This window comes from Mesorhizobium sp. M1348 (assembly GCF_040317925.1).
In the GTDB taxonomy this organism is placed as follows: domain Bacteria; phylum Pseudomonadota; class Alphaproteobacteria; order Rhizobiales; family Rhizobiaceae; genus Mesorhizobium.
In genome coordinates this window covers 147,070-169,329 of sequence record NZ_JAMYLH010000007.1, presented here as the reverse complement: position 1 = coordinate 169,329, position 22,260 = coordinate 147,070, and the positions used below count along the sequence as shown (strand labels likewise).

General features: G+C 61.6%; 27 protein-coding genes. 17 read left to right on the top strand and 10 right to left on the bottom strand.

Features of this window, described 5'->3' with window-relative positions; genetic code table 11:
• Position 1: 1 nt before the first annotated feature.
• The 5 genes from NKH13_RS15075 to NKH13_RS15055 all read right to left on the bottom strand — a co-directional run bounded on the left by NKH13_RS15075 (position 2) and on the right by NKH13_RS15055 (position 4,242).
• A complete protein-coding gene (locus NKH13_RS15075; protein ID WP_352468839.1) occupies positions 2–1,216 on the bottom strand; it encodes a glycosyltransferase family protein in 1,215 nt (404 codons plus the stop codon).
• An 869-nt stretch (positions 1,217–2,085) separates the two neighbouring features.
• Entirely contained in the window at positions 2,086–2,604 is a 519-nt protein-coding gene (locus NKH13_RS15070) for an SRPBCC family protein (RefSeq protein WP_352715324.1), read from the bottom strand.
• Positions 2,585–2,947, bottom strand: a complete 363-nt coding sequence (locus NKH13_RS15065; protein ID WP_352912889.1) for an ArsR/SmtB family transcription factor — start codon at positions 2,945–2,947, stop codon at positions 2,585–2,587. The genes NKH13_RS15070 and NKH13_RS15065 overlap by 20 nt, the downstream gene beginning before the upstream one ends.
• A 104-nt stretch (positions 2,948–3,051) precedes the next feature.
• Entirely contained in the window at positions 3,052–3,405 is a 354-nt protein-coding gene (locus NKH13_RS15060) for a hypothetical protein (protein WP_352488411.1), read from the bottom strand.
• 486 nt (positions 3,406–3,891) lie between these two features.
• The gene (locus tag NKH13_RS15055) at positions 3,892–4,242 is read right to left on the bottom strand and encodes a winged helix-turn-helix transcriptional regulator (protein ID WP_352715320.1); all 351 of its coding nucleotides are present in this window, start codon (positions 4,240–4,242) and stop codon (positions 3,892–3,894) included.
• 134 nt (positions 4,243–4,376) lie between these two features.
• On the opposite strand from NKH13_RS15055, the gene NKH13_RS15050 reads away from it, so the two are divergent.
• Positions 4,377–5,231 (top strand): SDR family oxidoreductase, encoded by an 855-nt coding sequence (locus NKH13_RS15050; protein ID WP_352715318.1) that lies wholly within the window; start codon positions 4,377–4,379, stop codon positions 5,229–5,231.
• A 58-nt stretch (positions 5,232–5,289) separates the two neighbouring features.
• On the opposite strand, the gene NKH13_RS15045 is transcribed toward NKH13_RS15050, so the two are convergent.
• On the bottom strand, positions 5,290–7,353 hold the full coding sequence (locus NKH13_RS15045; RefSeq protein ID WP_352715315.1) for a N,N-dimethylformamidase beta subunit family domain-containing protein: 2,064 nt from the start codon (positions 7,351–7,353) through the stop codon (positions 5,290–5,292).
• A gap of 196 nt (positions 7,354–7,549) precedes the next feature.
• Here NKH13_RS15045 and NKH13_RS15040 point away from each other — a divergent pair, with 196 nt between their 5' ends.
• From NKH13_RS15040 to NKH13_RS15000, 9 genes are all read left to right on the top strand, one after another.
• Positions 7,550–8,323: an SDR family NAD(P)-dependent oxidoreductase gene (locus NKH13_RS15040; protein WP_352715312.1), complete on the top strand. Its 774-nt coding sequence runs from the start codon at positions 7,550–7,552 to the stop codon at positions 8,321–8,323.
• A gap of 80 nt (positions 8,324–8,403) precedes the next feature.
• A complete protein-coding gene (gene hisD, locus NKH13_RS15035; RefSeq protein ID WP_352715310.1) occupies positions 8,404–9,726 on the top strand; it encodes a histidinol dehydrogenase in 1,323 nt (440 codons plus the stop codon).
• Between the two features lie 15 nt (positions 9,727–9,741).
• Positions 9,742–10,764: a zinc-dependent alcohol dehydrogenase gene (locus NKH13_RS15030; protein ID WP_352912888.1), complete on the top strand. Its 1,023-nt coding sequence runs from the start codon at positions 9,742–9,744 to the stop codon at positions 10,762–10,764.
• A 31-nt stretch (positions 10,765–10,795) separates the two neighbouring features.
• Positions 10,796–11,527 (top strand): histidine utilization transcriptional repressor HutC, encoded by a 732-nt coding sequence (gene hutC, locus NKH13_RS15025; RefSeq protein WP_352715306.1) that lies wholly within the window; start codon positions 10,796–10,798, stop codon positions 11,525–11,527.
• A 225-nt stretch (positions 11,528–11,752) separates the two neighbouring features.
• Positions 11,753–12,754: an ABC transporter substrate-binding protein gene (locus NKH13_RS15020; protein WP_502914569.1), complete on the top strand. Its 1,002-nt coding sequence runs from the start codon at positions 11,753–11,755 to the stop codon at positions 12,752–12,754.
• Positions 12,755–12,851: 97 nt separating this feature from the next.
• On the top strand, positions 12,852–13,649 hold the full coding sequence (locus tag NKH13_RS15015; protein WP_352912887.1) for an ABC transporter permease: 798 nt from the start codon (positions 12,852–12,854) through the stop codon (positions 13,647–13,649).
• A 10-nt stretch (positions 13,650–13,659) separates the two neighbouring features.
• Positions 13,660–14,442 carry an ABC transporter ATP-binding protein gene (locus NKH13_RS15010; protein WP_292654399.1) on the top strand — a complete coding sequence of 261 codons (783 nt, stop codon included), beginning with the start codon at positions 13,660–13,662 and terminating at the stop codon, positions 14,440–14,442.
• A gap of 166 nt (positions 14,443–14,608) precedes the next feature.
• Positions 14,609–15,049, top strand: a complete 441-nt coding sequence (locus tag NKH13_RS15005) for a YciI family protein (protein ID WP_352912886.1) — start codon at positions 14,609–14,611, stop codon at positions 15,047–15,049.
• An 85-nt stretch (positions 15,050–15,134) separates the two neighbouring features.
• Complete coding sequence (locus tag NKH13_RS15000) at positions 15,135–16,391, top strand: RNA polymerase sigma factor (RefSeq protein WP_352715301.1); 1,257 nt, start codon at positions 15,135–15,137, stop codon at positions 16,389–16,391.
• An 87-nt stretch (positions 16,392–16,478) separates the two neighbouring features.
• On the opposite strand, the gene NKH13_RS14995 is transcribed toward NKH13_RS15000, so the two are convergent.
• From NKH13_RS14995 to NKH13_RS14985, 3 genes are read right to left on the bottom strand one after another with little or no spacing between them, the layout of a single operon-like run.
• Positions 16,479–16,640: a hypothetical protein gene (locus NKH13_RS14995; RefSeq protein WP_352715298.1), complete on the bottom strand. Its 162-nt coding sequence runs from the start codon at positions 16,638–16,640 to the stop codon at positions 16,479–16,481.
• Positions 16,637–17,062, bottom strand: a complete 426-nt coding sequence (locus NKH13_RS14990) for a type II toxin-antitoxin system VapC family toxin (protein ID WP_352715834.1) — start codon at positions 17,060–17,062, stop codon at positions 16,637–16,639. The genes NKH13_RS14995 and NKH13_RS14990 overlap by 4 nt, the downstream gene beginning before the upstream one ends.
• Positions 17,062–17,304, bottom strand: a complete 243-nt coding sequence (locus tag NKH13_RS14985; protein ID WP_352715296.1) for a type II toxin-antitoxin system Phd/YefM family antitoxin — start codon at positions 17,302–17,304, stop codon at positions 17,062–17,064. Before NKH13_RS14985 ends, NKH13_RS14990 begins: the two co-directional genes overlap by 1 nt.
• A gap of 198 nt (positions 17,305–17,502) precedes the next feature.
• Between NKH13_RS14985 and NKH13_RS14980 the strand changes: the two genes are divergently transcribed.
• The 6 genes from NKH13_RS14980 to NKH13_RS14955 all read left to right on the top strand — a co-directional run bounded on the left by NKH13_RS14980 (position 17,503) and on the right by NKH13_RS14955 (position 19,981).
• Positions 17,503–17,826 carry an ArsR/SmtB family transcription factor gene (locus NKH13_RS14980; RefSeq protein WP_023716560.1) on the top strand — a complete coding sequence of 108 codons (324 nt, stop codon included), beginning with the start codon at positions 17,503–17,505 and terminating at the stop codon, positions 17,824–17,826.
• On the top strand, positions 17,823–18,233 hold the full coding sequence (locus NKH13_RS14975; RefSeq protein ID WP_352912885.1) for an SRPBCC family protein: 411 nt from the start codon (positions 17,823–17,825) through the stop codon (positions 18,231–18,233). Before NKH13_RS14980 ends, NKH13_RS14975 begins: the two co-directional genes overlap by 4 nt.
• Positions 18,234–18,307: 74 nt before the next feature.
• Positions 18,308–18,700, top strand: coding sequence for a VOC family protein (locus NKH13_RS14970; RefSeq protein WP_352715291.1), 393 nt, complete (start codon positions 18,308–18,310; stop codon positions 18,698–18,700).
• 85 nt (positions 18,701–18,785) lie between these two features.
• Positions 18,786–19,016, top strand: a complete 231-nt coding sequence (locus NKH13_RS14965; protein WP_292654431.1) for a hypothetical protein — start codon at positions 18,786–18,788, stop codon at positions 19,014–19,016.
• 4 nt (positions 19,017–19,020) lie between these two features.
• On the top strand, positions 19,021–19,491 hold the full coding sequence (locus NKH13_RS14960) for a DUF1801 domain-containing protein (RefSeq protein WP_352715287.1): 471 nt from the start codon (positions 19,021–19,023) through the stop codon (positions 19,489–19,491).
• A gap of 91 nt (positions 19,492–19,582) precedes the next feature.
• Positions 19,583–19,981, top strand: coding sequence for a DUF1801 domain-containing protein (locus NKH13_RS14955; RefSeq protein WP_292654454.1), 399 nt, complete (start codon positions 19,583–19,585; stop codon positions 19,979–19,981).
• Here NKH13_RS14955 and NKH13_RS14950 read toward each other — a convergent pair whose 3' ends face one another.
• Positions 19,982–20,890 (bottom strand): dihydrodipicolinate synthase family protein, encoded by a 909-nt coding sequence (locus tag NKH13_RS14950; RefSeq protein ID WP_352715285.1) that lies wholly within the window; start codon positions 20,888–20,890, stop codon positions 19,982–19,984.
• 266 nt (positions 20,891–21,156) lie between these two features.
• Here NKH13_RS14950 and NKH13_RS14945 point away from each other — a divergent pair, with 266 nt between their 5' ends.
• Entirely contained in the window at positions 21,157–22,254 is a 1,098-nt protein-coding gene (locus NKH13_RS14945; protein ID WP_352715284.1) for a Gfo/Idh/MocA family protein, read from the top strand.
• Positions 22,255–22,260: the final 6 nt, after the last annotated feature.

Here is a 22,260-nt window from a genome sequence, read left to right as displayed (position 1 = left end):
CTCAGGTCATTCCTTCAATGACCGAAAGGTGATGGCCGGCCCGCCGGTCGAGCAGTTCCGCGACGATTTCGGAAATATGAGGCAGCCCTTCCAGCGTCAGATGCGGATTGCTCTGTGATGGGTGGGGCCGGTCCGGCAGCGCCACCAGTGCATCGGCAAACCGCTGGGAATCCTTGGCTTCCTCCGGCAAAAGCATCTCGATGAGGCCGAGTTCGGCTGCGCGCCGAGCGCGGATCAATTGTTCCTGGCGGGGCTCGACGCGCGGCACGATCAGCGCCGGCTTGTCGAAAGACAGTATCTCGCAATAGGTGTTGTAGCCGCCCATCGCCACTACCGCCTTGGCGCCGGCAATCAGGTCTTCCATGCGGTTGTCGAACTCGATGATCTTGATGTAGGGGATCTTGGACCCCTTCTTGAGCAGCTTGTTGCGCTTGCGCGCCGGCATGTAAGGCCCAAGCACGATCAGGGCTCTATGCTGCAATTGCGGATCCTGCTGATAGGCATCGATGACGTCGTGGATCAGTTCGGCGCCGTCACCGCCGCCACCGGTGGTAACGAGGATATAGTCGCCCTCTGGCCGGTGGCCGGGCAACTCGTTCCGCTGCAGGCTCCGTTGCAAGAAACCGACGAACCTCATCTTTGCCCTGACAGCCGGCGGCACATCCAAGCCGGTCAACGGATCGTAGAAATCCGGCGGGCCATAGGCCCAGACCTTGTCGTAGAAGAGGCCTATCTTGCGCATCACATCCTTGCGTGCCCACTCTGCTTCGAGCAGATGCGGCGCATCCATCACCTCGCGCAGGCCAAGCACCAGAGTAGTGCCCCGCGTCTTGAGGTAGGACAGCGTGTCCTCAATCTCACCGCGCAGGCCGAGCGGTTCCTTGTCGACGATGAAGATATCCGGCCGGAAGGTCTCAGCTGTATGGCGGATGATCGACTGACGCATCCTTAGCGTCTCATGCAGATCGATGTCCTTTTCCAGCGAGGTGTATTCGCCGTTGCGCAGCTTGATGACGCTGGGGATCTTCACGAAGTCGACACGGGCGCGGTAGTCGAAGGCGCCAGCGATAGTCGCACCCGAAATGATAAGCACCTGAAGTCCGCGGAAATCCTCGACCAGCGAATGCGCGATAGTCCGGCAGCGCTGCAAATGGCCGAGCCCGAACGTGTCGTGGCTGTACATGAGAATTCGAGCGTTTTCTGCGTGCTGGGTCATTGTTGAACGTCTCTTAGAATTCTCGCTTTGAGGACCGTGAGCGACCCGACGGCTTCGAAACCATCCTGGTTTTGAAACATGAGGCCGCGATTTTCAATTTGTATTACTTCTGTGGAATGCCTGTCAGATAACTTTCTGATTGCCTGAGTCCGAAACTAGATGGATTGGCGAATATCGCCTCGGCGGGAGCGGGCCGAGACTCCCTGTTGTTGTTTTGGGATGGATGGACGGGGAAAGCGGTGTCCAAAAGATCGGCAGAAGTCATCCCTCTTGATTCCAATAAGCTCCGGTCTCTCCGAACTCGATTGGTCTCGGAGCGGTGAAAGCGAATTCCGCTATCCTGCGCATATAGTCAATTGCCTGATCGGTATACGAAAGGACAGGGTCGCCGGGCGTCGCACGGCGCATGTTGTTGTAGAACTCATTTCGCGCGCCATTGCTCTCGGTCTTGGGGGACCAAAGGTGCTGCCCATCAATCTCTTGACGGGCGGTCTGATTATGATTCACCGACCAGAACTGAGCCATCTATCGCCCAAGCTAGCCGGAATTTCGGCAGGAATCGAGTGGATGCCAGCGCTCACAACACACCGCCTGCAGCAGGGTGTGTGCAACACCGGTTGCTTGTCGATCGCTATGGCCTCTGGCTAATGCCTTAGCTGGGGCGGTGACGGTACTTTTTGAGACGACCTGAGCGCGTCGCCGAACGTCGCGAGGTGCGAAAATCGCTCGATTGGTCCCGATAGTTGGCGAAACCTCAATGAGTTTGATGATTGGCCTCGTAGGTTCACAGAGGGCGGCGACGATCTCGTCGGGGTTCTCTTCCGCCTAGTTGAAGATCCAGGCGGCCGACCGGGAGATCGACGACTTCATCACCATCGCACGCTCGCGCCTAGCGTGACGAGAAGCTCGTCCAGTTGCTCGAACGTCTCGCCCATCGCATCCGCCGCCCCGGTGCCGGCAGCGTCGAGAGCTTCCTTTGAGGGATAGAGCTCGTGCATGACCAGCAGCGTCTTGCCACCTTTTTCCTCGAAGGTCACCGTGGTGATGGGTCCACCGTCACCACCTTCGTCATTGGTCCAGACGAGGCGCGAGTGCGGTGTCACTTCGATATACCTACCGAAGAACTCGTCAGGGTTTGAGGCATCGTGGCCGAACACCAAACGGTACCTGCCCCCGACACGAACATCCATCTCGCAGGAACGCAGGAACATGCCCATCGACTTCGGTGCCCACCACCGCATGAACAGCTCGGGCTTGGTCCAAGCCTCGAACACGGTGCGCGCCGGCGCGTCAAAAGTTCGCGTAACGACCAGCTCCCGGTCGGACTTCCGTTCCACTGTCGTGCGGTTCTTCATGGGGGTGGGCTCACTAGCTCTTGTTTCGTCCATCGACTTTCTCCTTCCGTTTCAATTCCTCGACAACCTTGTCCAACTCGTTGAAGCGTGCGTCCCAGAGCTGGCGGTGCCTCTCGATCCATGCCGCCTCTTCCTCCAGTGCGCGTAGGCCGAGCTTGCAGGTCCGCACGCGCCCGATCTTCTCCGTGGTGACGAGCCCCGCCTGCTCCAAGACGCCGACATGCTTCTTCATGCCCGTGAGGGTCATGTGGAACTTTTCGGCAAGGTCCGTGATCGAAGCGTCTGTACGTCCGAGCTGCTCCAGAATGCCGCGTCGGGTGGCGTCCGAGAGTGCGGCGAACGAGGCATCGAGACGGGTCTGAATATACTGAACCATATGGTTCAGTATTTACCAGACGGGTTGGCGGCGTGCAAGGGGAGGCCGAGTGGGCTGCGTTGCCGGCCGCCCCTTCTGGTAAATCGCAAGCGATTAGCGGATGTTCAAGTCGGAGCAGGGTCGGTGAGGAAGGGCATGATGTCCACGCCGTCTCCTGGGAAGACCGTGAAATGCGGGTGGTTCTCGAACAGGCGGGCGGCGGCATCGATGGTATCGGCCTCGACGACAATATAGCCGCAGAAAGGGTTCACGGCGTCGGCGATGCCGTCCCTGGTAACGCGCCTCGTCTTACCGACCATGCCGCCGCGATCGGGGAAAAATGCGGCATTTCTCTCCTCCCAGTCCGCCCACTGCTGTAGGCCGACGGCATCAATCGCATCCTGCTCGGGCTTAGGCAGGCTACGAAAGCGGGCGAGGTCTTCGGGCTTCATGGTGTAGACGGCAAGAAAACGGGGCATGCGGCGGTTTTTTCTTCATGCTGGCAGAAGCATGCTAGCTTAGTCTCCTGGAGGACCCAAGTCACTGCGCATTACCACCCTCTAAATGCCCGCCCGCTATTTGCGTCAGTCCTGTCGATGCCTATCAGTGAGCGCAGGTCCGAGTTTACGGGCCCTGCCTTGTTCACCCTCGGCGATCGCTCCGGCGCGCCGCATTGCCGTAAACACACCTCGACCAGTCTTTGCTTGAGCGGAGCAACTCCTGATTTCCCGCTTCGGCGAAGTAACCCTCGCCACACTCTCCGATCTCCCAATTGCTGCGTCGGGCCGGTCTGAAGGGGCGTTCAGGCCAACAATGACCCGAGGCTGAAGCTGGCATCCATTTGGAACGCCCGACCTGCCGGCGGGCGGAACTGCTCCACCACCAGATCAACGGGCACATCAAGCGTCATCCCTGTTCGGGGGACAGCCCGAATGCAGTCCGGCCGCCAAACGATGTGCTCACGATCATTCAGCCGAAGAATCACGGAGCAGCAGGCGCGACCCGACGTCCACAATAGACCTGATAGCGGGAAGCAGTTCCTGCCCCAGCGACGTCAGCTCATACTCCACGGTCGGCGGCGATGTCGGCATCACGTTGCGATAGAGGACGCCGCGCTCCTCGAGGTCCCGCAGTCTGCTGGTCAGTACCTTCGCCGAAACGGCTGGGGTATCGCGGCGGAGTTCCGAGAACCGACGCGGGCCTTCGCTCAGGGACCAGAGCACCTCGGGTGTCCAGCAGCCGCCAAGCAGCGCCATGCACCTCGACATGGGGCAGCCGGCGAGAGCCTTCACCTTTTTTCGCGTCTTGAGAACCATCGCCGTCCGCCATGGGGAGTTTCCAGTTGGTTACCGGAAAATGGTGGTAACCACAAGATACGTGGTTTCCAATGGTAACGATGGCCGCTATTCGAAGGCTCTCCGATCCACGAAACCACGAAATGGACTGAATGATGTACGCAATAACTGGAGCAACGGGACAGCTTGGCCGCCTGGTGATCGAGGCACTGCTGAAGACCATTCCCGCCGACCGGATCGTCGCGGCGGTTCGCAATCCGGCGAAGGCCAGCGATCTGGCAGAGCGCGGTGTCATCGTAAGGGGGGCGGACTACGACCATCCCGACACGCTCGCCGCAGCCTTCGCCGGTGTCCAGAAACTGCTGCTGATTTCGTCGACCGAGGTCAGCGGCCGCCTGCCGCGGCATCAGACGGTGATCGAGGCAGCCCAACGCGCCGGGGTTTCGCTGATCGCTTACACCAGCATGCTGCACGCCGACACGTCTCCCGCAACGCTCGCAATCGAGCATCGCCAGACGGAGGAGGTCATCGCGGCCTCGGGCCTTCCCGCCGTCATCCTGCGCAATGGCTGGTACACCGAGAACCATCTGCTGGCGCTTCCGGCGGCTCTGGAGCACGGCGCCTTCGTCGGCGCCGCGCAAGACGTGCGCTTCTCGTCCGCCGCGCGGCGGGACTATGCCGAGGCCGCAGCCGTGGTGCTGACGACCGACGGCCAGGCGAGGAAAACATACGAGCTCGCCGCAGACCAGGCCTTCACGCTCGCCGAGCTTGCGGCGGAGGTCTCGCGGCAATCGGGCAAGGTTATCGCCTACAACGATCTTTCCCAGGCCGCTTATCAGGATGTGTTGACGGGGGCCGGGCTACCGGCCGACTTCGCTGCGCTTCTGGCCGATACCGACGCTGCAGCCGCACGCGGAGCGTTGTTCGATGACGGAGGCGCCCTGGGGCGGCTGATCGGTCGTCCGACCACCTCGATGCAGAGCCTTGTCGCGGCCGCATTGCGCGGTTGAAGCCGGGGCTCAGAACTCGACGTGCATAGCGCCGCCGGTCGAAAGCGGATACGGGTCTTTAGATTTTCTCGACTGGATTGGGTTCTCCTTTCGTCGCACCGAGGCGGTTGAGCAGATTGAGCGTGATCCTGCCCGCATCGTTCATGGCGCCTGCGGCTGGCAGCGCGCCGCACCAGGCAACCGAGCTTGCCGAAAAGATCAAGCCGCCTGCTGCGAGCTTTCGCAGGGTCATTTCGGCGCAACGGCAGGCGATGCGTTGCGTATCCCCGCCCTCATACCAACGCGTCGGATCCTGGAAGAAGCTGTCGGGAAATCCCGTCGCACGCGCGATCACGACGGTGTCAGCGGAAGTGCCGAGGGCTGGATCCGTCGCATCCACTTCGTAGCCCGCGGCACCGCCCAGCACGATGCCGTCCGTGCCGAAGGTCGCATCTTCAACGCCTTCGAACAGCCATGCGCATCCTGCTTCATGGCTTTCCTCAGTGCGCGTGAAGGGACGCGCGCCTTCGAAGCCCATCAGTGAGATCGCGCCGCCGATCAGCGAGAATTCGCCTCGGCCGCGGGAGCGGAGATAGCCGCCTGGTTCGTTGGTGATCGACAGCGCCTGTGCGGCGACCGGGCCGTCCCAGGTTCGGCCGGCCTCCAGCGGCGAGCGCCGCAGCTCCATCAGATCGTCCTTGAAAGCCACAGTGGCAGCAAAGCCGTTTCCGCCGAGATAGGCGATGCTGCCGCCTTCGGCCACAAACTGCCGCAGCGCCTGCTCCATCTCGATCGACATATATTCGGGGTGACTGCCGGTGACGACGGCTTGATGTCGACGCAGACCGTCTATGCCGCATTCGTGCAAATCGTGATCGGTCATGACGTCAAACACGATTCCATTGTCGTGGCAGAAGCGGAGGAAGTGCAGATCGACCGGCAAATTATGTGGGCAGCCGCAGAGCGGATAATCGTAATCGTCCCTGAGCGTCACTTTCGGCTTTTTGTAGGAGCAGATGGAAACGCCGCTAAGGTCGGAATGGTAGTCGTAAAGAGATTTCAGATTGTTGGCGACCGCGAAGCGATGTCCCCGGTCGTCGCTTTTCCATTCATAAAGATGATCTGGGAGATATTCGTCCGCATAGGCGAGATAGGTGGCCGTCGGCACGAGATACAACAGCGGCGACGAAACCTGTGAAGAGGTGACGAAGAACACCACGCGTTCGTAGCCACCATCCCATTCGATCTGGAACGCGTAGACGCCTGGGCGTACGTTTTCAGGGATCGTCAAGCGGTGCGATGCCGGCCACTCAAGCGGGCCGATGTCGTCGTCGTGGCAATGGATAGCGTCGTAGTGCGACGGCACGAAGCGAGGCTCGAAGCTCGATCCGTCCCAGCGTGCCGAAGTCATGCAGAAGGCTGGCTGATTGATCACATCGAGGAGCAGCGGATCTGCTCCGCCCGACGACAGGATCGGCTGCGTTGGCAACAGCGTCGGGAAATCCCAGGCAACGGTCCCCTGTGGTGTGTCGAGCCGGATCGCGGCAAATTTCGCGTTGAGGGTAGGTTCGTGGTGGGTAGCACTTGCGCCGAAATGGATGCCGTGCGCCTGGAGGTTCCGCGCCGGGCTGCCAAAACCTTCATGGAGTTCGTAAGGCGCGAGAAGATCATGCGATTTGATGCGCAGGCGCGGCTGCTCCTGCCGCAGATCCAACTCGACAGTGAGCCACACACCAGTTGGCGCCTTCTTCTGGACAAAGGTTTCGTCACCGATTTCCAGGACAAATGCGCCGTCGCGGAGGCGCAGCCCGAGGACGCCTGCTTCCAGGATCGTACGCGCACCTTCGTTGCGCGTGAGGAACAGCTCAAAACGAATGCCGTGGACGGCTTGTACTTTGGCCAGCTCGCCGGGTCGGACGAACAGGAACGACCCTTGGTCGAAATACCGATGCTGTGGTTCACCTATCGTTTCGAAGGGCCAAGCGAGAAATTCCGGAGCCGGCTTGTCAAGCCGGCAAATTCGTGTGGCCTTTATCGGCCGATCGCAAGACAGGCTGAGGTTGATCTGCTGGCCTGCTTTGGCACTCCAGGGGGTGGTATAACCAACCACTCTCATCGCGTCGTGGTCTACTGCGCGCTTCATCTATCCTCCCGATGAACTCCAGATGGGCTGGGGCGAACCGCGTAGACCGGTCCGATGTCGGCCAATGCGCTGCCGCTCTGACAAGCAAAGGCCGCATGGCGCACTACCGCCATGATGTACATGCTTGTATAGATAAGCTGCATTCGGATAGTCTCGACGCGATCGGTCCAAGCGCCACATTACCAAGGAGGACGACATGCGCAACGCATCTCTCTTCGATCTGTCAGGCAGGAAGGCGCTTGTAACCGGCGCAAGCCGCGGCATCGGGCGCAGCATCGCCGAGGCGCTCAGCGCGGCCGGCGCCGACGTAGCGATCACGGCGCGCAGCGTGGCCTCGCTCGAGGAGACGATGGCCGCCCTCCGCATCGCCGGCGGGGTCGCGCATGCCGTCGCTCTGGACGTCACCGATGTCGACCGGTGCCGGGCGGCGACAGCCGAGGCCGGCAGCCTGCTCGGAGGTCTCGATATTCTCGTCAACAATGCAGGTATGGAAGAGGTCCGGCCCTCGCTCGACGTCGATGAGGCGCTGTGGGACAGGATTGTCGATACGAATCTCAAAGGCGCCTTCTTCTGCGCCCAAGCCGCCGCGCGGCAGATGAGAGACGCCGGACGGCCCGGCGTCATTATCAATCTCTGCTCGCTGACCTCCGAGGTCGGGGTTCCCACGGCGGTGCCATACGGCTCGTCGAAATCAGGCCTCCTCGGCATGACGCGGGCGCTTGCAGCGGAGTGGGCCGATCTCGGGATCCGGGTCAATGCCATCGCGCCTGGCTATTTCAGGACAGCGATGACAGACGTGTTCTACAGCAACGAGGCATGGCAACAATCGATGCTCGCCAAGATTCCGCAGCGCCGTTTTGGCGATCTCTCGGACCTGCACGGAATCGCGGTGTTCCTCGCTTCGGATGCGGCGGCCTACATAACCGGCCAGTCCATTCCCGTGGATGGAGGCTTTCTCGCATCGATTTGAAGGCTTCAGGGGCTGGAGACGTGTCCCAGAAGTGATCGACAAGCGCTAATCGTAATTGCGTCCTAAGAAAAGGAGCCGCCATGTCTGACGTCAGCTTTCACCGCCTGTCATCCCTCAGTGTCGATCAGCGGGCCAGTTTACTGAAACGTGCCGAAGGAGATCTGTCTTCCTTCATCGAAAAGGTCCGTCCGATCATCCAGGCCGTCAAGGATGAAGGTGACGCGGCCTTGCTCCGGTTTGTACGCGAGCTCGACAAAGCCGATGTTGCCGACGGTGAACTGAAAGTTTCGGAGGCGGAATTCGACGCGGCGTTCGACAAGGTCGACAAGGATGTCGTCGAGAGTATCCGGTTCGGCATCGACAACATCCGGCATTTTCACGAGGAGCAGCGTCCGGAAACAATGTGGCTCAAGGAAGTTCGGCCGGGCGCCTATGCGGGTGACCGATACACACCGATCGCTTCGGTTGCGCTTTATGTTCCGCGCGGCAAAGGCGCCTTCCCTTCGGTGACGATGATGACCTCGGTTCCGGCGGTGATTGCCGGGGTTCCCCAGATCGCGATCGTGACGCCTGCGACTTCGGATGGTTCCGTCGACGCCGCGACGCTGGTTGCTGCCCGCCTCGCCGGCGTGGAGACCGTGTACAAGTGCGGCGGCGCCCATGCGGTCGCCGCCGTCGCCTATGGAACCGAGACTGTGAAGCCCGCCGTCAAGATCGTCGGGCCGGGGAGCCCGTGGGTGGTGGCGGCAAAGAGCGTGTTGTCCCCAATCATCAACACAGGTCTCCCGGCCGGTCCGTCCGAAGCGATTATTTTTGCCGATGACAGCGTCGACGGCGGCCTGGCCGCTCTTGACCTGTTGATCGAAGCCGAGCACGGGCCGGATTCCTCGGCCTACCTGGTGACGCACAGCCGCAAGGTCGCCGAAGCCGCATTGATTGCGATACCGGAACACTGGTCGAGGATGAGCGAACAGCGTGTGGAGTTCTCACGCGCGGTGCTGACTGGGAAGCGCGGCGGCATCGTGCTGACCGAGTCGCTGGAGGACAGCTACCGGTTCATCAACGACTATGCGCCGGAGCACCTCGAGATTCTGTCAACGGAGCCATTTGCGCATCTCGGACGTATTACGGAAGCCGCCGAGATCCTCATGGGTCCGCATACGCCGGTGACCCTTGCCAACTTCGTCCTCGGGCCCAATGCGGTGCTGCCGACCAGCCGGTGGGCGCGAACCTTTGGACCGCTTTCCGTGACGGATTTCGTCAAGAGATCGTCGGTCGGCTATGTGACCTCGGCGGCCTATCCGGAACTCGCCCTGCATGCCCGCAGGCTCGCCCGCTACGAAGGATTCAGCTCGCATGAGAACGCGGTTTCGGAGATCCGCGATCGCTATCTCGCCGGCTGAGCGGAAACGATGATGATGAGGGCGGCGCGACTCCATGGACCCGGCGACTTGCGCGTCGAGGATATCGCCGCGCCAGGCGCTCCCGAGCCAGGCTGGGTGAAGCTGAGGGTCGATGCCGCAGGCATTTGCGGTTCCGATCTTCACAACTTTCGCACGGGCCAATGGATAAGCCGATCGCCTTCGACGGCTGGCCATGAGCTGACAGGCACGGTGATCGCCATCGGCGAGGGCGTGGATACCGTCGCCGTTGGCGACCGAGTGGTCGCCGATTCCCGTTTCTGGTGTGGAGAGTGCGCGCAATGCCATGCAGGCAGGCGGCATCTTTGCACGTCGCTGGGCTTCGTCGGCGAGATATGCGACGGCGGATTTGCCGAACAGGCGGTCCTGCCCGCGCGCCTCCTGCACATCATCGATGCCGCGCTGGACGAACGGATCGCGGCGATGGCCGAGCCGCTGGCTGTAGCGTTGCACGCAGTGCGGCGTCTGCCGAAAACGGCCGGCTCCGTTCTTGTCGTCGGCTGCGGGACTATCGGCGGGCTTGCCGCACTGCTGCTTTCCCGGACATTCGCAGGTACCGTGCTCGTCGCCGATCGCAATCAGGGCCGCTGCGCTCGGGTGGCGCGGGTGACCAGCGCCAGCATCGTCGATTTGAACCGGGACGCCATTGCCGCCGCCACCGCGGATGCCCCCTTGCTCGCTGCCGTCGAAGCGACCGGCAGCATCGCAGCACTCAGCCAGTTGCTCGGCGTTCTCGATGCCGGCGGCACCGTTGCGATGGTCGGCATATTCCATGGGCGCCTCGATATCGATCCCAACATCCTGGTTGAACGCGAAATCGCATTGCTGGGATGCCACGCCTTTGCCGATGAGCTTCCCGACGCCATCCGGATGCTCGGCGAGTTGACCGAGCCCATGGTCGAACTGATCGACCGCGAGATTGGCCTGGATGATGTTCCCGCAGCCTATGAGCGGTTGTTGGCGGGGCAGGGCGATGGCTTGAAAACAATCATCCAGATGCGGTCTGCCGGGCGCGTGTGATTTCCGAACGTTGCCGGAAAGGATTTTTGAAATGATCACTTTGCCCGACACCGCCAGCCCTCTTTACGAGAAGGTCAAGGACTACATCCTGACGAACATCGGAACGGGGCGATGGAGCAAGGACCGGAAGCTGCCGTCCGAAAATGAATTCGTGGCGACACTCGGCGTGTCTCGGATGACGGTCCACCGTGCCTTGCGGGAGTTGACCTCTGCGGGTTTTTTGATCCGGCTCCAGGGCGTCGGCACATTCATCGCGCCACCTCGACCGCAATCCGCACTGATCGAGATCAACAACATCGCGGCGGAAATTGTCGCGCGGGGAAACAGGCATCGCTCCGAGGTTATCGTCCTCGAAAAGATCATGCCGACAAAGGAGCTCGCGCTTTCTTTCGAGTTCGCAAGGCGCGCGTCGGTCTATCATTCCATCGTCGTCAACTTCGAGAACGACCTGCCTGTGCAACTGGAAGAGCGCTTCGTCAACCCGAGCCTGATACCCGACTATGACAAGCAGGACTTTTCCAAGACGGCGACCTACGACTATCTCATGCAAAAAACCCCGGTGACGGAGGTCGAGCACATCATCTCGGCGACTCCTGCCGATGCCGAGACGGCGCGGCATCTGGGCATCGATGTCGCAAGCTGCTGCCTGTTTCTGCATCGCCGGACATGGACGGGCGCCGTCGTTGCCACGATCAGCAAGCTGACTTACGTTGGAAGCCGCTACTCGCTTGGCAGTCGGTATTCTCCGTCCAAAAAGACCTGATCGCAGTGAAGCGAATCAGAGTTGGAAGGAGGGGTCTAACTTGTATATGCATGTATGTATTTAGCCTTGACATCCGCCGTTGCTGACGTTGAAGTGTCGTCGCACTTTCGTTGAACGGACAGCTAAGATGCCGAGGCACGGTGCTGCAAGAGCAGAAGCCCGCATTCTCACCAGGCCGGATGTTTGGTTCAAAAAAGCGGCCTGATCATCAAGGGGAACAAGATGATGCGTAACCTAGCAGGACAATTTCGGGCACTCCTTATGGCTGCTGCCGTCGGGTTTGCCCCGGCGGCCTACGCGGCCGACACGACAATTCCGGCGACGCCTGAGGCAGGAACATTCAAGATCGGCATCGAGCCATGGCTTGGCTATGGCCAGTGGCACGTCGCCGAGGCCAAGGGCCTGTTCAAGGCAAGCGGGCTGTCCGACGTGCAGATCGTGAACTTCGCCGAGGACAAGGACATCAACGCCGCCCTGGCGAGCGGCCAGCTCGATGCCGCCAACATCGCGACCCACACGGCTATGGGCATGGTTGCGGCCGGCCTGCCGGTGAAGATCGTGCTTCTGCTCGACGTCAGCATGACGGCAGACGCCATGATCGCCGGCAAGGACGTCGCCTCCGTCGCCGACCTCAAGGGCAAACAGGTCGCTTTCGAGGAAGGCACGACGAGCGACATCCTGCTCAAATACGCGCTCGCCAAGAACGGCATGTCCATCGCCGATGTCCAGCCGGTACCAATGCCGGCGGCGGATGCCGGCAGTGCGTTGATCGCCGGCCAGGTCCCGGTCGCGGTGACCTATGAGCCCTATCTCACCGCCGCCAGGGCACAGAACAAGGATGTCAAGCTACTCTTCACCGCAGGCGAAGATCCCGGCCTGATCAGCGACGTGTTCGTGGTGCGCGATGAGGTGATCAAGTCGCGTCCTGGCCAGGTGCTTGCCATGATCAAGACCTGGGATGCGGCCCTGAAGGCCTACAACGCCGACACGCCCGACGGCCGGGCGATCATCTCCAAGGCGGTTGGTTCGAGCGTCGAAGACCTCAACACCGCCTTTGATGGCGTGCGTTACTATAGTCTCGCCGAAAACAAGGATGCGCTGATGGGCGAATTCTCCACCAAGATATTCGCCGATGTCGAAGCGGCCGCCAAGAACGCCGGGCTGCTTCAGGCGGACGTGACGCCGGAGCAGATGATCGACCCGTCATTCGTCAAGGCCGCGAAATGACGAGGGCCGGCTCGCGGTGGTGACGCAAATGTCCGAGCAGCGTGCCACCAAAACGAGCCCGTCTCACGCAGTACCGAGGCCGGTGACCAAGCAACCGATGCTCCGTCGCCGATCCTCCGGGATCGGCGCGCCCATCGCACGCTCGCGCTTCCTGATGATAGCAGTGACCGTCTTTGCCGGCCTCGGCCTCGCCTGGTGGGCGGCAACGGGGCTGGGACTGGTAAAGCCAATTTTCCTGCCCTCGCCGGGAAGCGTGGTGACCCAACTCGGCAAGCTCTCGGGTGACGGCACGCTGTGGCTGGATCTCAGGACCTCGATATACCGTATTTCCATTGGCTTCCTCATCGCCTCGGCATTGGCGATTCCGATTGGCGTGCTGATCGGCAGCTTCAGGACCTGGGAAGCGGCGATCGAGCCGCTTGTGGATTTCATCCGTTACATGCCGGTGGTCGCTTTCGTGCCCCTCTCCATCCTGTGGTCGGGGACAGGCGATGCCCAGAAGTTCCTGATCATCTTCATAGGCACCTTCTTCCAGCAGGTGCTGATGATCATGGACAATGTGAAGCGGGTTCCCGCTGATTTCATTGGCCTTGGCAGGACGCTCGGGCTGCCGGATCGCAAGATCCTGACGCGCATTGTGGTTCCCAGCGCCTTGCCGGGCATCTGGGATACGTTGCGCATCAGTCTCGGCTGGGCCTGGACCTGGCTGGTATTGGCGGAACTTGTCGCGGCGACATCAGGCCTCGGCTACCGCATCACCGTGTCCCAGCGCTATTTCCAGACCAACACCATCATTGGGTACATCCTGCTGCTGGGCGTGCTTGGTCTCATCACCGACCAGGTCATGAAGGCACTGGGAAAAGTGCTGTTCCGGCAGGAAGGCCACGTGCAATGAGGCCAGGCCGATGAGTTTGCCCAAACTGCGGATCAAAGGTCTCCACAAGAGCTTCGGCACTGGCGCGCGGCGCACGGAAGTGCTGCGCGATATCAATCTCGATCTTGCCGACAACGAGTTCGTCTCGCTGGTGGGCACGTCGGGTTGCGGCAAGAGCACGCTGCTGTCGATCGTTGCCGGACTGCAGGATTTCGACGCCGGAGATCTTGCCATCGATGGCGCGCCGATCCTGCAGCCGGGCCTCGACCGCGGCGTCGTCTTCCAGTCCTACACCCTGCTTCCCTGGCTGACGGCGCAGCAGAACATCGAGTTCGCCCTCAAGGCCGCGGGTCATGATCGCGCGACCTGCCGCAGGATAGCACGCGAGCATCTCGATCTGGTCAAGCTCCCGCACAGCGCCAATCGCTATCCGTCCGAGCTTTCGGGCGGCATGAAGCAACGGGTGGCCATAGCGCGTGCTCTTTCCTATCGACCCAAAATGCTTCTGATGGACGAGCCCTTTGGCGCGCTCGATGCCTTGACCAGGCATCAGATGCAGGAACTCCTGACGCAGATCTGGGAGGAGCACAGGCTCACCGTGCTCTTCGTCACCCATGATGTGGAAGAAGCCGTCTACTTGTCGGACCGCATCATCGTGATGGGGATCGGCCCGGGACGCATCATGCAGACCTTCAATGTCGACATCGAGCGCCCGCGCCGGGAAGAGGTCATGGAAACCCCGGCCTTCATGGATTTGCAGCGCAGCGTGCACAAGGCGATCCGCGAGGCCTCAAAACGTCCCGAAATGGTTTAGGCGGGCCACTCAATTACTTACAATCGGCGACCAGCGTTGCGCCCAATCTCGATATCGCGCCATCGCAAATTCCCGACCAGGGGAGCCGCCATTGGCGTCCTGCTCCTCAACCTCGAAAAAAATTTGCAGGACAATGTCGATTTCCTAAACTCCGTTCGTCGTTTCGATGCCGGCCGGTGAGGCCGGCTCAACAAGGAGACAGACGATGCGTGTGATGGTGCTCGTGAAGGCTACCGAGGACAGCGAAAAGGGCTTTCTCCCCACGCCCGAGGCGAAGGAAGCGATGGAGGCGATGGGCAGATTTAACGACGAGCTGCGCAATGCCGGCATCTTGCTCGACGCCGACGGCCTCAAGCCCTCCTCGCAGGGCAAGCGCGTTGCGTTCGATGGTCCCCGCCGGACGGTCATCGACGGGCCTTTCGCCGAGACCCGCGAACTGGTCGCCGGCTTTTGGCTCTGGGAAGTCAAGGACATGGACGAGGCGGTCGCCTGGGTGAAGCGCTGCCCCAATCCCATGCCGGGACCGAGCGAGATTGAAATCCGGCCGCTGTACGAGATGGCTGATTGGCAATGGGAATCTGACGCCGGAGGTCACGGAAATCCATGACCGGACGCGCGAGAAGCGCAGCGGCAACTGAGACTGTCGGCCGCAACCTGCTTGCCTCCATTATGGCTTTGGCCGACAAGGCAGCATGACCGCAGGCGAGACGCAGCAGGCGATCGAGGCGATTTTTCGCATTGAACGGGCCCGGCTCATTGCGGGCCTGGTCCGCCTCGTGCGCAATGTCGACCTTGCAGAGGAACTGGTGCAGGACGCCCTCGTCATAGCCCTGTCCGAATGGTCCAGGGCCGGCGTTCCGGCCAATCCCGGCGCTTGGCTGATGACGGTCGGCAAACGCCGCGCCATCGACGCGATCCGTCGCGACAAGATGCGCGAGCGCAAGCATGAGGAGATCGCGCGGGAGCTGGACGGCGAGTGCGACGGTACGGCCGAGGGAAACGAAATGGCCATGAACGACGATCTTGGCGACGAGCTGCTGGGCCTCATCTTCACAGCCTGCCACCCCATACTTTCGGCCGACGCCCGCGCGGCGCTCACGCTGCGCGTCATCGGCGGCCTGACGACGGACGAGATCGCCCGTGCTTTCCTGTCAAGCGAGGTGACGATCGCCCAGCGCATCGTCCGCGCGAAGAGGACGATCGGAAAGGCCGGGCTCAGCTTCGAGGTGCCGCGCGGCGCCGAGCGTGCGGCGCGTCTGTCCTCGGTGCTGGAGGTCATCTATCTCATCTTCAATGAAGGCTATGCTGCCACGGCCGGCGACGACCTTGTCCGGCCGGGCCTGTGCCTGGAGGCACAACGGCTGGGCCGCATGCTGGCGGGGCTGATGGCCGAGGATGCCGAGGTGTTCGGCCTGCTGGCTCTAATGGAAATCCAGGCATCGCGCCTGCCGGCACGCATCGGGCCGGACGGCGCCCTCTTGACCCTGACCGAGCAAAACCGCGCGCGCTGGGACCAGTTGCTGATCCGCCGAGGCCTTGACGCGCTGGCCCGTGCCGAAGCCCTCGGGGGCGATGGCCCCTATGTGTTGCAGGCCGCGCTTGCAGCCTGTCACGCGCGGGCGCGCAGTCCGGCCGATACCGACTGGCCCCGCATCGCAGCGCTCTACGACCGGCTGCGTGCAGTGATGCCCTCGCCGGTGGTCGATCTCAATCGGGCGATCGCCCACAGCATGGCCTTCGGGCCCGAAGCGGGCCTGCGGCTGGTAGACGAGATTGCCGACGCCGCCGCCTTGCGCAATTATGCGCCATTGCCAGCGGCGAGGGGCGATTTTCTGTTTCGGGCCGGCCGGCTGGCCGAGGCCCGCGCCGAATTCGAGGCTGCGGCCAAGCTCACCCGCAACGTGCGCGAGGCGGCCTTTCTCCTCGCCCGCGCAGACGCTTGTGGTTGACAGCATCGCTCTCCGTGCCTGAAGCGCCGCTCGGCAACATCGAAAGCCGCCAGTTCGCTCACGGCCAGCTCCCTTCAATGAGCGCGATCAGCTCGCAACGCGAAAGGGATTAACGATGCGCAAGCCTTCGTCGAGCGCCATTGCGTGCTGCATGTCCTCTGACAAAAGTGTATCGCAGCCAGCGTGAATCGAGCCAATCGGTTTTCGCGGCTTGGGTATATTCATTTTGGAGGAGAGGGCCTCGATCATGCCAGCAACTGCGTCGGCACGCCGATAATCGGTCCTGCCTCGGCGAGCCGCTGGTCGAGGGTCCACACCGTGGCGCCATGCTCCGATGCCGCCGCGAGGTGCAGGGCGTCGCCAGCACGAAGCCCGAGCATATGTTGATCGGCGAATTTCGCGGCGACCCGAAAATGCCCGCCCGTCACCGGCAGCATGGTGAAGCTCTCAGCGACCAGCTTATTGAACATCGCGAGCGCTGCAGCGCGCTGCTCCAGGTCGATCTGTCCGGTCCGAAGCTTGGTCGCCATGGCGGAGGATATCTCGGTGATGGTCCAGTCGCTGATCACAAGTTGCGCTGGGTCCTGCTCCGCCAGCCAGCCCTGAACGCGCGCGGTGATGGCTTCGTTGGATAGCGCCGCGACGATCAGCGAAGTATCGAGATAGAACATCAATAGCGATCGCCATCTCGCATCGATCGCACCAGATCGGCGGCAACCTGGGCCTGCAGAGGCATGGTTGCGGTCAGGGATTGGAGCAGGCCGGCGTCGATCCGTTTGCGAGGGCGGGCCACGGCCGTGAGCCTGGCGACCGGCTTGCCACGCCGGGTTATGTCGATCGAGTCTCCAGCCTCGACCCGGTCGACGAGCTCACTCAGATGTGCCTTGGCGTCCGCCAAATTGACCGCGTCCATCTCAGCTCCTGACCATGTAGATGGTCATGTAGCGCATAACGCGTGACAATTCCAGTGCAGAGCACGGCGAATGAGCAACTGGCTGCGTGAGCGAAGCAGGTGATCGCTCCTGCAACGAGAATTATGCCGCTTCCCGCTTGACTCATACATATCCCGATGGTTATACATCGATCAATAGCCGAAGGGTTATCGATCCCAATGCCAAACGCTCACGATGTGCTCTTCAGAACGCTTGCCGATCCGACTCGGCGCGCTATTTTTGAGCGACTGTGTCGTGAAGGAGAGCAGACGGTCGGGGCTCTGACGGCTCAGGCCGGGATCTCGCAACCGGCCGTGTCAAAACATCTCGGCGTTTTGAGGCAAGCCGGGCTCGTGCGCGACCGCCATGCAGGACGGCAGACCCATTATAGCGCGCAGCTTGCTGCGCTTGCCCCCCTGATCGACTGGACAAGCCAGATGACCGGGTTCTGGCAGAGCCGGTTCGACGACCTCGAAGACCTGCTCAAAAGGATGGACCAGTGAACGAAATGGCGACCGAAACGCTCTCCGTCATTGTCGAACGGGAAATCGCTTATCCGCCCGAGAAGATCTGGCGCGCACTCACCCAACCACATCTGATCGAAGAGTGGCTCATGAAAAACGACTTCAAACCTGTCGCGGACCACCGTTTCAATCTTCACGCAGCCTGGGGCTCTGTCGAATGTCAGGTCCAGACGGTCGAGCCGAACAGAACGCTGACTTACACGTGGGATACCAAGGATCTCAAGAGTGTCGTCTCCTGGACCCTGACCCCCACGAGCACCGGAGCCCGCTTGCGCATGGAACAGTCGGGCTTCCGGCCGGATCAGCAGCCTTACTTCCGGGGTGCCAAAGTCGGCTGGCCGAGGTTCTTTGACGATCTGGAGCAGGTTCTGGCGCGGACGGACTGAGATCCGCGGGCGCTATTCAAGCAAGGGCTCTGTTACAGAGCGGCAGATGGCGGGGCGATAATGGAGGCAAGCCAATGAAGATCAAGTTGACCAAAGTATACGTGGACGACCAGGAAAAGGCTCTGGGTTTCTACACCGAAACGCTCGGCTTTACGAAGAAGGCCGATTTCAGCAATGGGCCGTTTCGCTGGCTGACCGTCGCATCAGCCGACGGGCCGGACGGTGCCGAGCTGCAACTCGCGCTCAATGACAACCCGGCCGCAAAGACCTATCAGAAAGCCATTTTCCAGCAGGGCCAGCCCGCGGTCATGTTCTTCACCGACGACATCAAGGGCGACTACGAGCGCATCAAAGCGCGCGGCGCCGAGTTCACCATGCCGCCGACCGAAGTAACCGGCTCGACCATCGCCCAGCTGAACGACAACTGCGGCAATCTCGTTCAAATCACCCAGCTGGCGCGCTGGTAAAGCACGCGTTCAGTGGCGTGGCTGCCCGGCGAGAGCCGCCAAACGGGCCGCCCGATCCGCTCGTTCGTCTTCAGAGGAGGTCTCAATGGATTGGAACAAATGGGTTCGGCAGATCCACCGCTGGCTGTCGATTATCTTTGCGGCGGTCGTCGCCGCTATCTTCATCAGCTTGGGAGCAGGCAAGGAACCCGCCTACTGGGTATACCTCTTGCCGCTGCTTCCGCTAGGCTTGCTCCTGCTTACCGGTCTGTACATGTTCGTGCTGCCTTACGCGCCCAAGTGGCGCAGCGCGGGGGGCACCGGCGCACTGGAGTGAATGCATGGCCAATAAGACGTCTATCGAGTCATCGGCGGTCGTGAAGAAGCCAGCCGCGAAGCCTGCAGCCGCAAAGCCGGTCCTCCTCGCAGGCGGCAACCCGCAGATCCCGAAGGGTGATGGTGACGCTCCTGTGCAGGCCTACATCGCGGCCATGCCGGGCTGGAAACGCGACGTCGGGCGCCGCCTCGACGCACTCATCGAGCACAACGTTCCCAACCTGCGCAAGGCCGTCAAATGGAACTCGCCCTTCTATGGCGTAGAGGGTCAAGGCTGGTTCCTCAACTTCCATTGCTTCACAAAGTACATCAAGCTGGCCTTCTTCCGCGGCACGTCGCTGCAGCCTGTCCCTCCAGGCGAGTCCAAGCACAAGGACGTGCGCTACCTCGACATCCGCGAGGACGACCAGCTCGACGAAGCTCAACTCACCGACTGGGTAAAGCAAGCCAGCCAGTTGCCTGGCGAGCGAATGTGAGTGGAATGCCAGTCATTCCCGCAAACCCGGTGCCGACTAGCGGTATTCATCTGACGGGCGAGCGGCAACAACCGCAGGGAAAGCGACAATGATGATGAAGAGTGGCTCTATGGAAGGAAATGCAGAGAGCTCTCCCTCTCAGCTGATCGATGCGAGGATCAGTGAGCTGGGCGATTGGCGAGGCAAGACGCTTTCCCATGTCCGCGCTCTCGTCAAGCAGGCTGACCCGGAAGTGGTCGAGGAGTGGAAGTGGCGAGGTGTTCCGGTGTGGTCGCACGCCGGAATAATCTGCACCGGCGAGACCTACAAGAACGTCGTGAAGGTGACCTTCGCAAAGGGCGCCTCCCTGCCGGATCCTTCAGGCCTGTTCAACTCCAGCCTTGAAGGCAACACCAGGCGCGCCATCGATATCCGTGAGGGCGAGGACATAGATGAGAATGCGTTCAAGGCGCTGATACGCGCTGCTGCCGCCCTGAACACGGCCCGATAGTCAGCTCCGGCCGATATGGTCGGCTAGCGGGCCGAGAGCGGCGAGCAAAACTTCGCCGGTGGCTTGCGTCGCGTTCTCATGCGGCGCGCGCAGGTTCAGCCAGCGACTGTCGCCAGACCGTACCGCCAGCACTGCCTTCATCGCGGAGATGAGGCCGGCGTCCTGGATGATTTTGCGGAACGCCTTGATGGCGGCATCCGCGTCGGTAGTGTCCTCTCCCGCCAGCGCTGCGTCGTAGAGGGCCCGGATCGCTGCGGCATTCAGATTGACTGTCGCCGAGATGCAGCCGGCAGCACCGTGGGCGAGGCCTTTGGTCAGCTGTGCTTCCGAGCTCGGGAAGACCGCGACCCTTGGTGCCGCGGCAATGACCTCGGCGGTGTTGTTCCAATCGCCGGCGCTGTCCTTGTAAGCCACCACGACATCGGGAAACGCTTCGCTCAATCGGGCGGTCAGCGCCGGGCTCACCGGTACGCCGGAATTCTGCGGGATATGGTAGAGGATCATCCTCATCGCCGGGTTCGCCACCCGTCCGATCAGCTCGCTGTAGTAGCGGGCCTGACCGTTGTCGCCGGCGGCCGTATAGAAGAACGACGGCAGCACCATCACCCCGGCACAGCCGAGACCGACCGCATGCGCGGTCAGCTCGACGGTTTCGGCAAGTGCTGTGACGCCAGTGCCGGGCATCAGACTGCCCGGCGAAATGCCAGCCTCGACCAGCCACTCCAGCGCTTGCATGCGCTCGCGCAACGAGACGGACAACGCCTCGCCCGTGGTACCGAACGGCGACAGGAAATGCGCTCCCTGATCCAGCACCCACTTGGCGTGTGATATCCAGAGGTCGCGGGCAATGCGGCCGTCGTTCTCGAACGGCGTCAGGATCGGTGCGATGGTTCCTTGCGGGCGGATCATGTGCGTCCTTCTACCGGTGAAAATCTGTGCAGTGCTCAACGCCCGGCAACAAGAGTGTCGAGCAAGCTACATGAAGCAGTGTTGCTGAGTACCGGCCGTTCGGCCTCGAAAGCAAGCGGCTCGCGCATAGACGCGCGATTGTGATCGGGCGGCGGTTCTGAGGCCCTCGAGGTATATCCTTGTCACGGGACAACGTCGTCTGGCCGAAAGGGGGGTGACAAACGAGTTCTGCTGTTTCATCAATGCCGCCTTTTGAGGAGAAGCCCATGCGGAGGATCGGTGTCGGCATTATCGGCTGCGGCAACATTTCGGATGCCTATCTGAAGGCGTCGCCACAATTTCCGGTGCTCGACATTGTCGGCGTCGCCGACATCAATCGGACGGCGGCCGAGGCCAAGGCAGCGGCCTACGGCCTGGCTGCCATGCCGGTCGACGCGCTGTTGGCCGATCCGCGCGTCGAGATCGTGGTCAATCTGACGACGCCGCAGCATCATGTGCCGGTCGGCCTGCAGGCTGTCGGGCAAGGCAAGCACGTCTATTCGGAGAAGCCGCTGGCAACGACGCTCAACGACGCCGAGCGGCTCGTTGCGGCCGCACGCGAACAGGGCGTGCGTGTCGGCTGCGCACCCGACACCTTTCTTGGCGGCTCCCACCAGACGGCGCGGCGGCTGGTCGATGAGGATACGGTTGGGACCATTGTCGCCGGCACTGCCTTCATGCAGGTGCCCGGCCACGAGCTCTGGCATCCCAATCCGGATTTCTACTATCAGCCCGGCGGTGGGCCGATGCTCGACATGGGACCGTACTATCTGACCTGCCTGGTTAACCTTCTGGGTCCGGCAAAATCGGTGATCGGGCAGGCAAAGTCATCCTATCCCACCCGCACCATCGGTTCTGGACCGCGCCAGGGCGAAACGATCCAGGTCGAGGTGCCGACCCATATTTCCGGCCTGCTCACATTCGAGAATGGCGCCGCGGTCTCGATCACCACCAGCTTCGACGTCTGGAAGCATGAACACAATCACATCGAACTTTACGGAACCACCGGCTCGATGATCGTCTCCGATCCCAATCAGTTCCAGGGCGACATCAGGACCAGCCAGCGCAAGGGCGACTGGACCGTGGCCGATCAGATCCATTCCTATGGCGACGGCAATTACCGGGGCCTCGGCCTTGCCGACATGGCGCAGGCGATCGTCTCCGGCAGACAGCACCGTGCTAGTCTCGATCTTTCCCTCCATGTCCTGGAAATCATGGAATCGATCATCTCTTCAGCAGAGATAGGGCAGCGTATCGACCTGAGATATGGCTGCGCCCGGCCGGCGCCGATGCGCGCCGACCTGCCTTTCGGAATTCTGGAATAGGGAATA

What these genes read in the sequence shown, in the direction of transcription:
- NKH13_RS15075 (WP_352468839.1), bottom strand. Translation starts at nt 1,216, where the DNA reads ATGACCCAGCACGCAGAAAACGCTCGAATTCTCATGTACAGCCACGAC.
- NKH13_RS15070 (WP_352715324.1), bottom strand. Translation starts at nt 2,604, where the DNA reads ATGGACGAAACAAGAGCTAGTGAGCCCACCCCCATGAAGAACCGCACG.
- NKH13_RS15065 (WP_352912889.1), bottom strand. Translation starts at nt 2,947, where the DNA reads ATGGTTCAGTATATTCAGACCCGTCTCGATGCCTCGTTCGCCGCACTC.
- NKH13_RS15060 (WP_352488411.1), bottom strand. Translation starts at nt 3,405, where the DNA reads ATGCCCCGTTTTCTTGCCGTCTACACCATGAAGCCCGAAGACCTCGCC.
- NKH13_RS15055 (WP_352715320.1), bottom strand. Translation starts at nt 4,242, where the DNA reads ATGGTTCTCAAGACGCGAAAAAAGGTGAAGGCTCTCGCCGGCTGCCCC.
- NKH13_RS15050 (WP_352715318.1), top strand. Translation starts at nt 4,377, where the DNA reads ATGTACGCAATAACTGGAGCAACGGGACAGCTTGGCCGCCTGGTGATC.
- NKH13_RS15045 (WP_352715315.1), bottom strand. Translation starts at nt 7,353, where the DNA reads ATGAAGCGCGCAGTAGACCACGACGCGATGAGAGTGGTTGGTTATACC.
- NKH13_RS15040 (WP_352715312.1), top strand. Translation starts at nt 7,550, where the DNA reads ATGCGCAACGCATCTCTCTTCGATCTGTCAGGCAGGAAGGCGCTTGTA.
- hisD (WP_352715310.1), top strand. Translation starts at nt 8,404, where the DNA reads ATGTCTGACGTCAGCTTTCACCGCCTGTCATCCCTCAGTGTCGATCAG.
- NKH13_RS15030 (WP_352912888.1), top strand. Translation starts at nt 9,742, where the DNA reads ATGAGGGCGGCGCGACTCCATGGACCCGGCGACTTGCGCGTCGAGGAT.
- hutC (WP_352715306.1), top strand. Translation starts at nt 10,796, where the DNA reads ATGATCACTTTGCCCGACACCGCCAGCCCTCTTTACGAGAAGGTCAAG.
- NKH13_RS15020 (WP_502914569.1), top strand. Translation starts at nt 11,753, where the DNA reads ATGCGTAACCTAGCAGGACAATTTCGGGCACTCCTTATGGCTGCTGCC.
- NKH13_RS15015 (WP_352912887.1), top strand. Translation starts at nt 12,852, where the DNA reads ATGCTCCGTCGCCGATCCTCCGGGATCGGCGCGCCCATCGCACGCTCG.
- NKH13_RS15010 (WP_292654399.1), top strand. Translation starts at nt 13,660, where the DNA reads ATGAGTTTGCCCAAACTGCGGATCAAAGGTCTCCACAAGAGCTTCGGC.
- NKH13_RS15005 (WP_352912886.1), top strand. Translation starts at nt 14,609, where the DNA reads ATGCCGGCCGGTGAGGCCGGCTCAACAAGGAGACAGACGATGCGTGTG.
- NKH13_RS15000 (WP_352715301.1), top strand. Translation starts at nt 15,135, where the DNA reads ATGACCGCAGGCGAGACGCAGCAGGCGATCGAGGCGATTTTTCGCATT.
- NKH13_RS14995 (WP_352715298.1), bottom strand. Translation starts at nt 16,640, where the DNA reads ATGATCGAGGCCCTCTCCTCCAAAATGAATATACCCAAGCCGCGAAAA.
- NKH13_RS14990 (WP_352715834.1), bottom strand. Translation starts at nt 17,062, where the DNA reads ATGTTCTATCTCGATACTTCGCTGATCGTCGCGGCGCTATCCAACGAA.
- NKH13_RS14985 (WP_352715296.1), bottom strand. Translation starts at nt 17,304, where the DNA reads ATGGACGCGGTCAATTTGGCGGACGCCAAGGCACATCTGAGTGAGCTC.
- NKH13_RS14980 (WP_023716560.1), top strand. Translation starts at nt 17,503, where the DNA reads ATGCCAAACGCTCACGATGTGCTCTTCAGAACGCTTGCCGATCCGACT.
- NKH13_RS14970 (WP_352715291.1), top strand. Translation starts at nt 18,308, where the DNA reads ATGAAGATCAAGTTGACCAAAGTATACGTGGACGACCAGGAAAAGGCT.
- NKH13_RS14965 (WP_292654431.1), top strand. Translation starts at nt 18,786, where the DNA reads ATGGATTGGAACAAATGGGTTCGGCAGATCCACCGCTGGCTGTCGATT.
- NKH13_RS14960 (WP_352715287.1), top strand. Translation starts at nt 19,021, where the DNA reads ATGGCCAATAAGACGTCTATCGAGTCATCGGCGGTCGTGAAGAAGCCA.
- NKH13_RS14955 (WP_292654454.1), top strand. Translation starts at nt 19,583, where the DNA reads ATGATGAAGAGTGGCTCTATGGAAGGAAATGCAGAGAGCTCTCCCTCT.
- NKH13_RS14950 (WP_352715285.1), bottom strand. Translation starts at nt 20,890, where the DNA reads ATGATCCGCCCGCAAGGAACCATCGCACCGATCCTGACGCCGTTCGAG.
- NKH13_RS14945 (WP_352715284.1), top strand. Translation starts at nt 21,157, where the DNA reads ATGCGGAGGATCGGTGTCGGCATTATCGGCTGCGGCAACATTTCGGAT.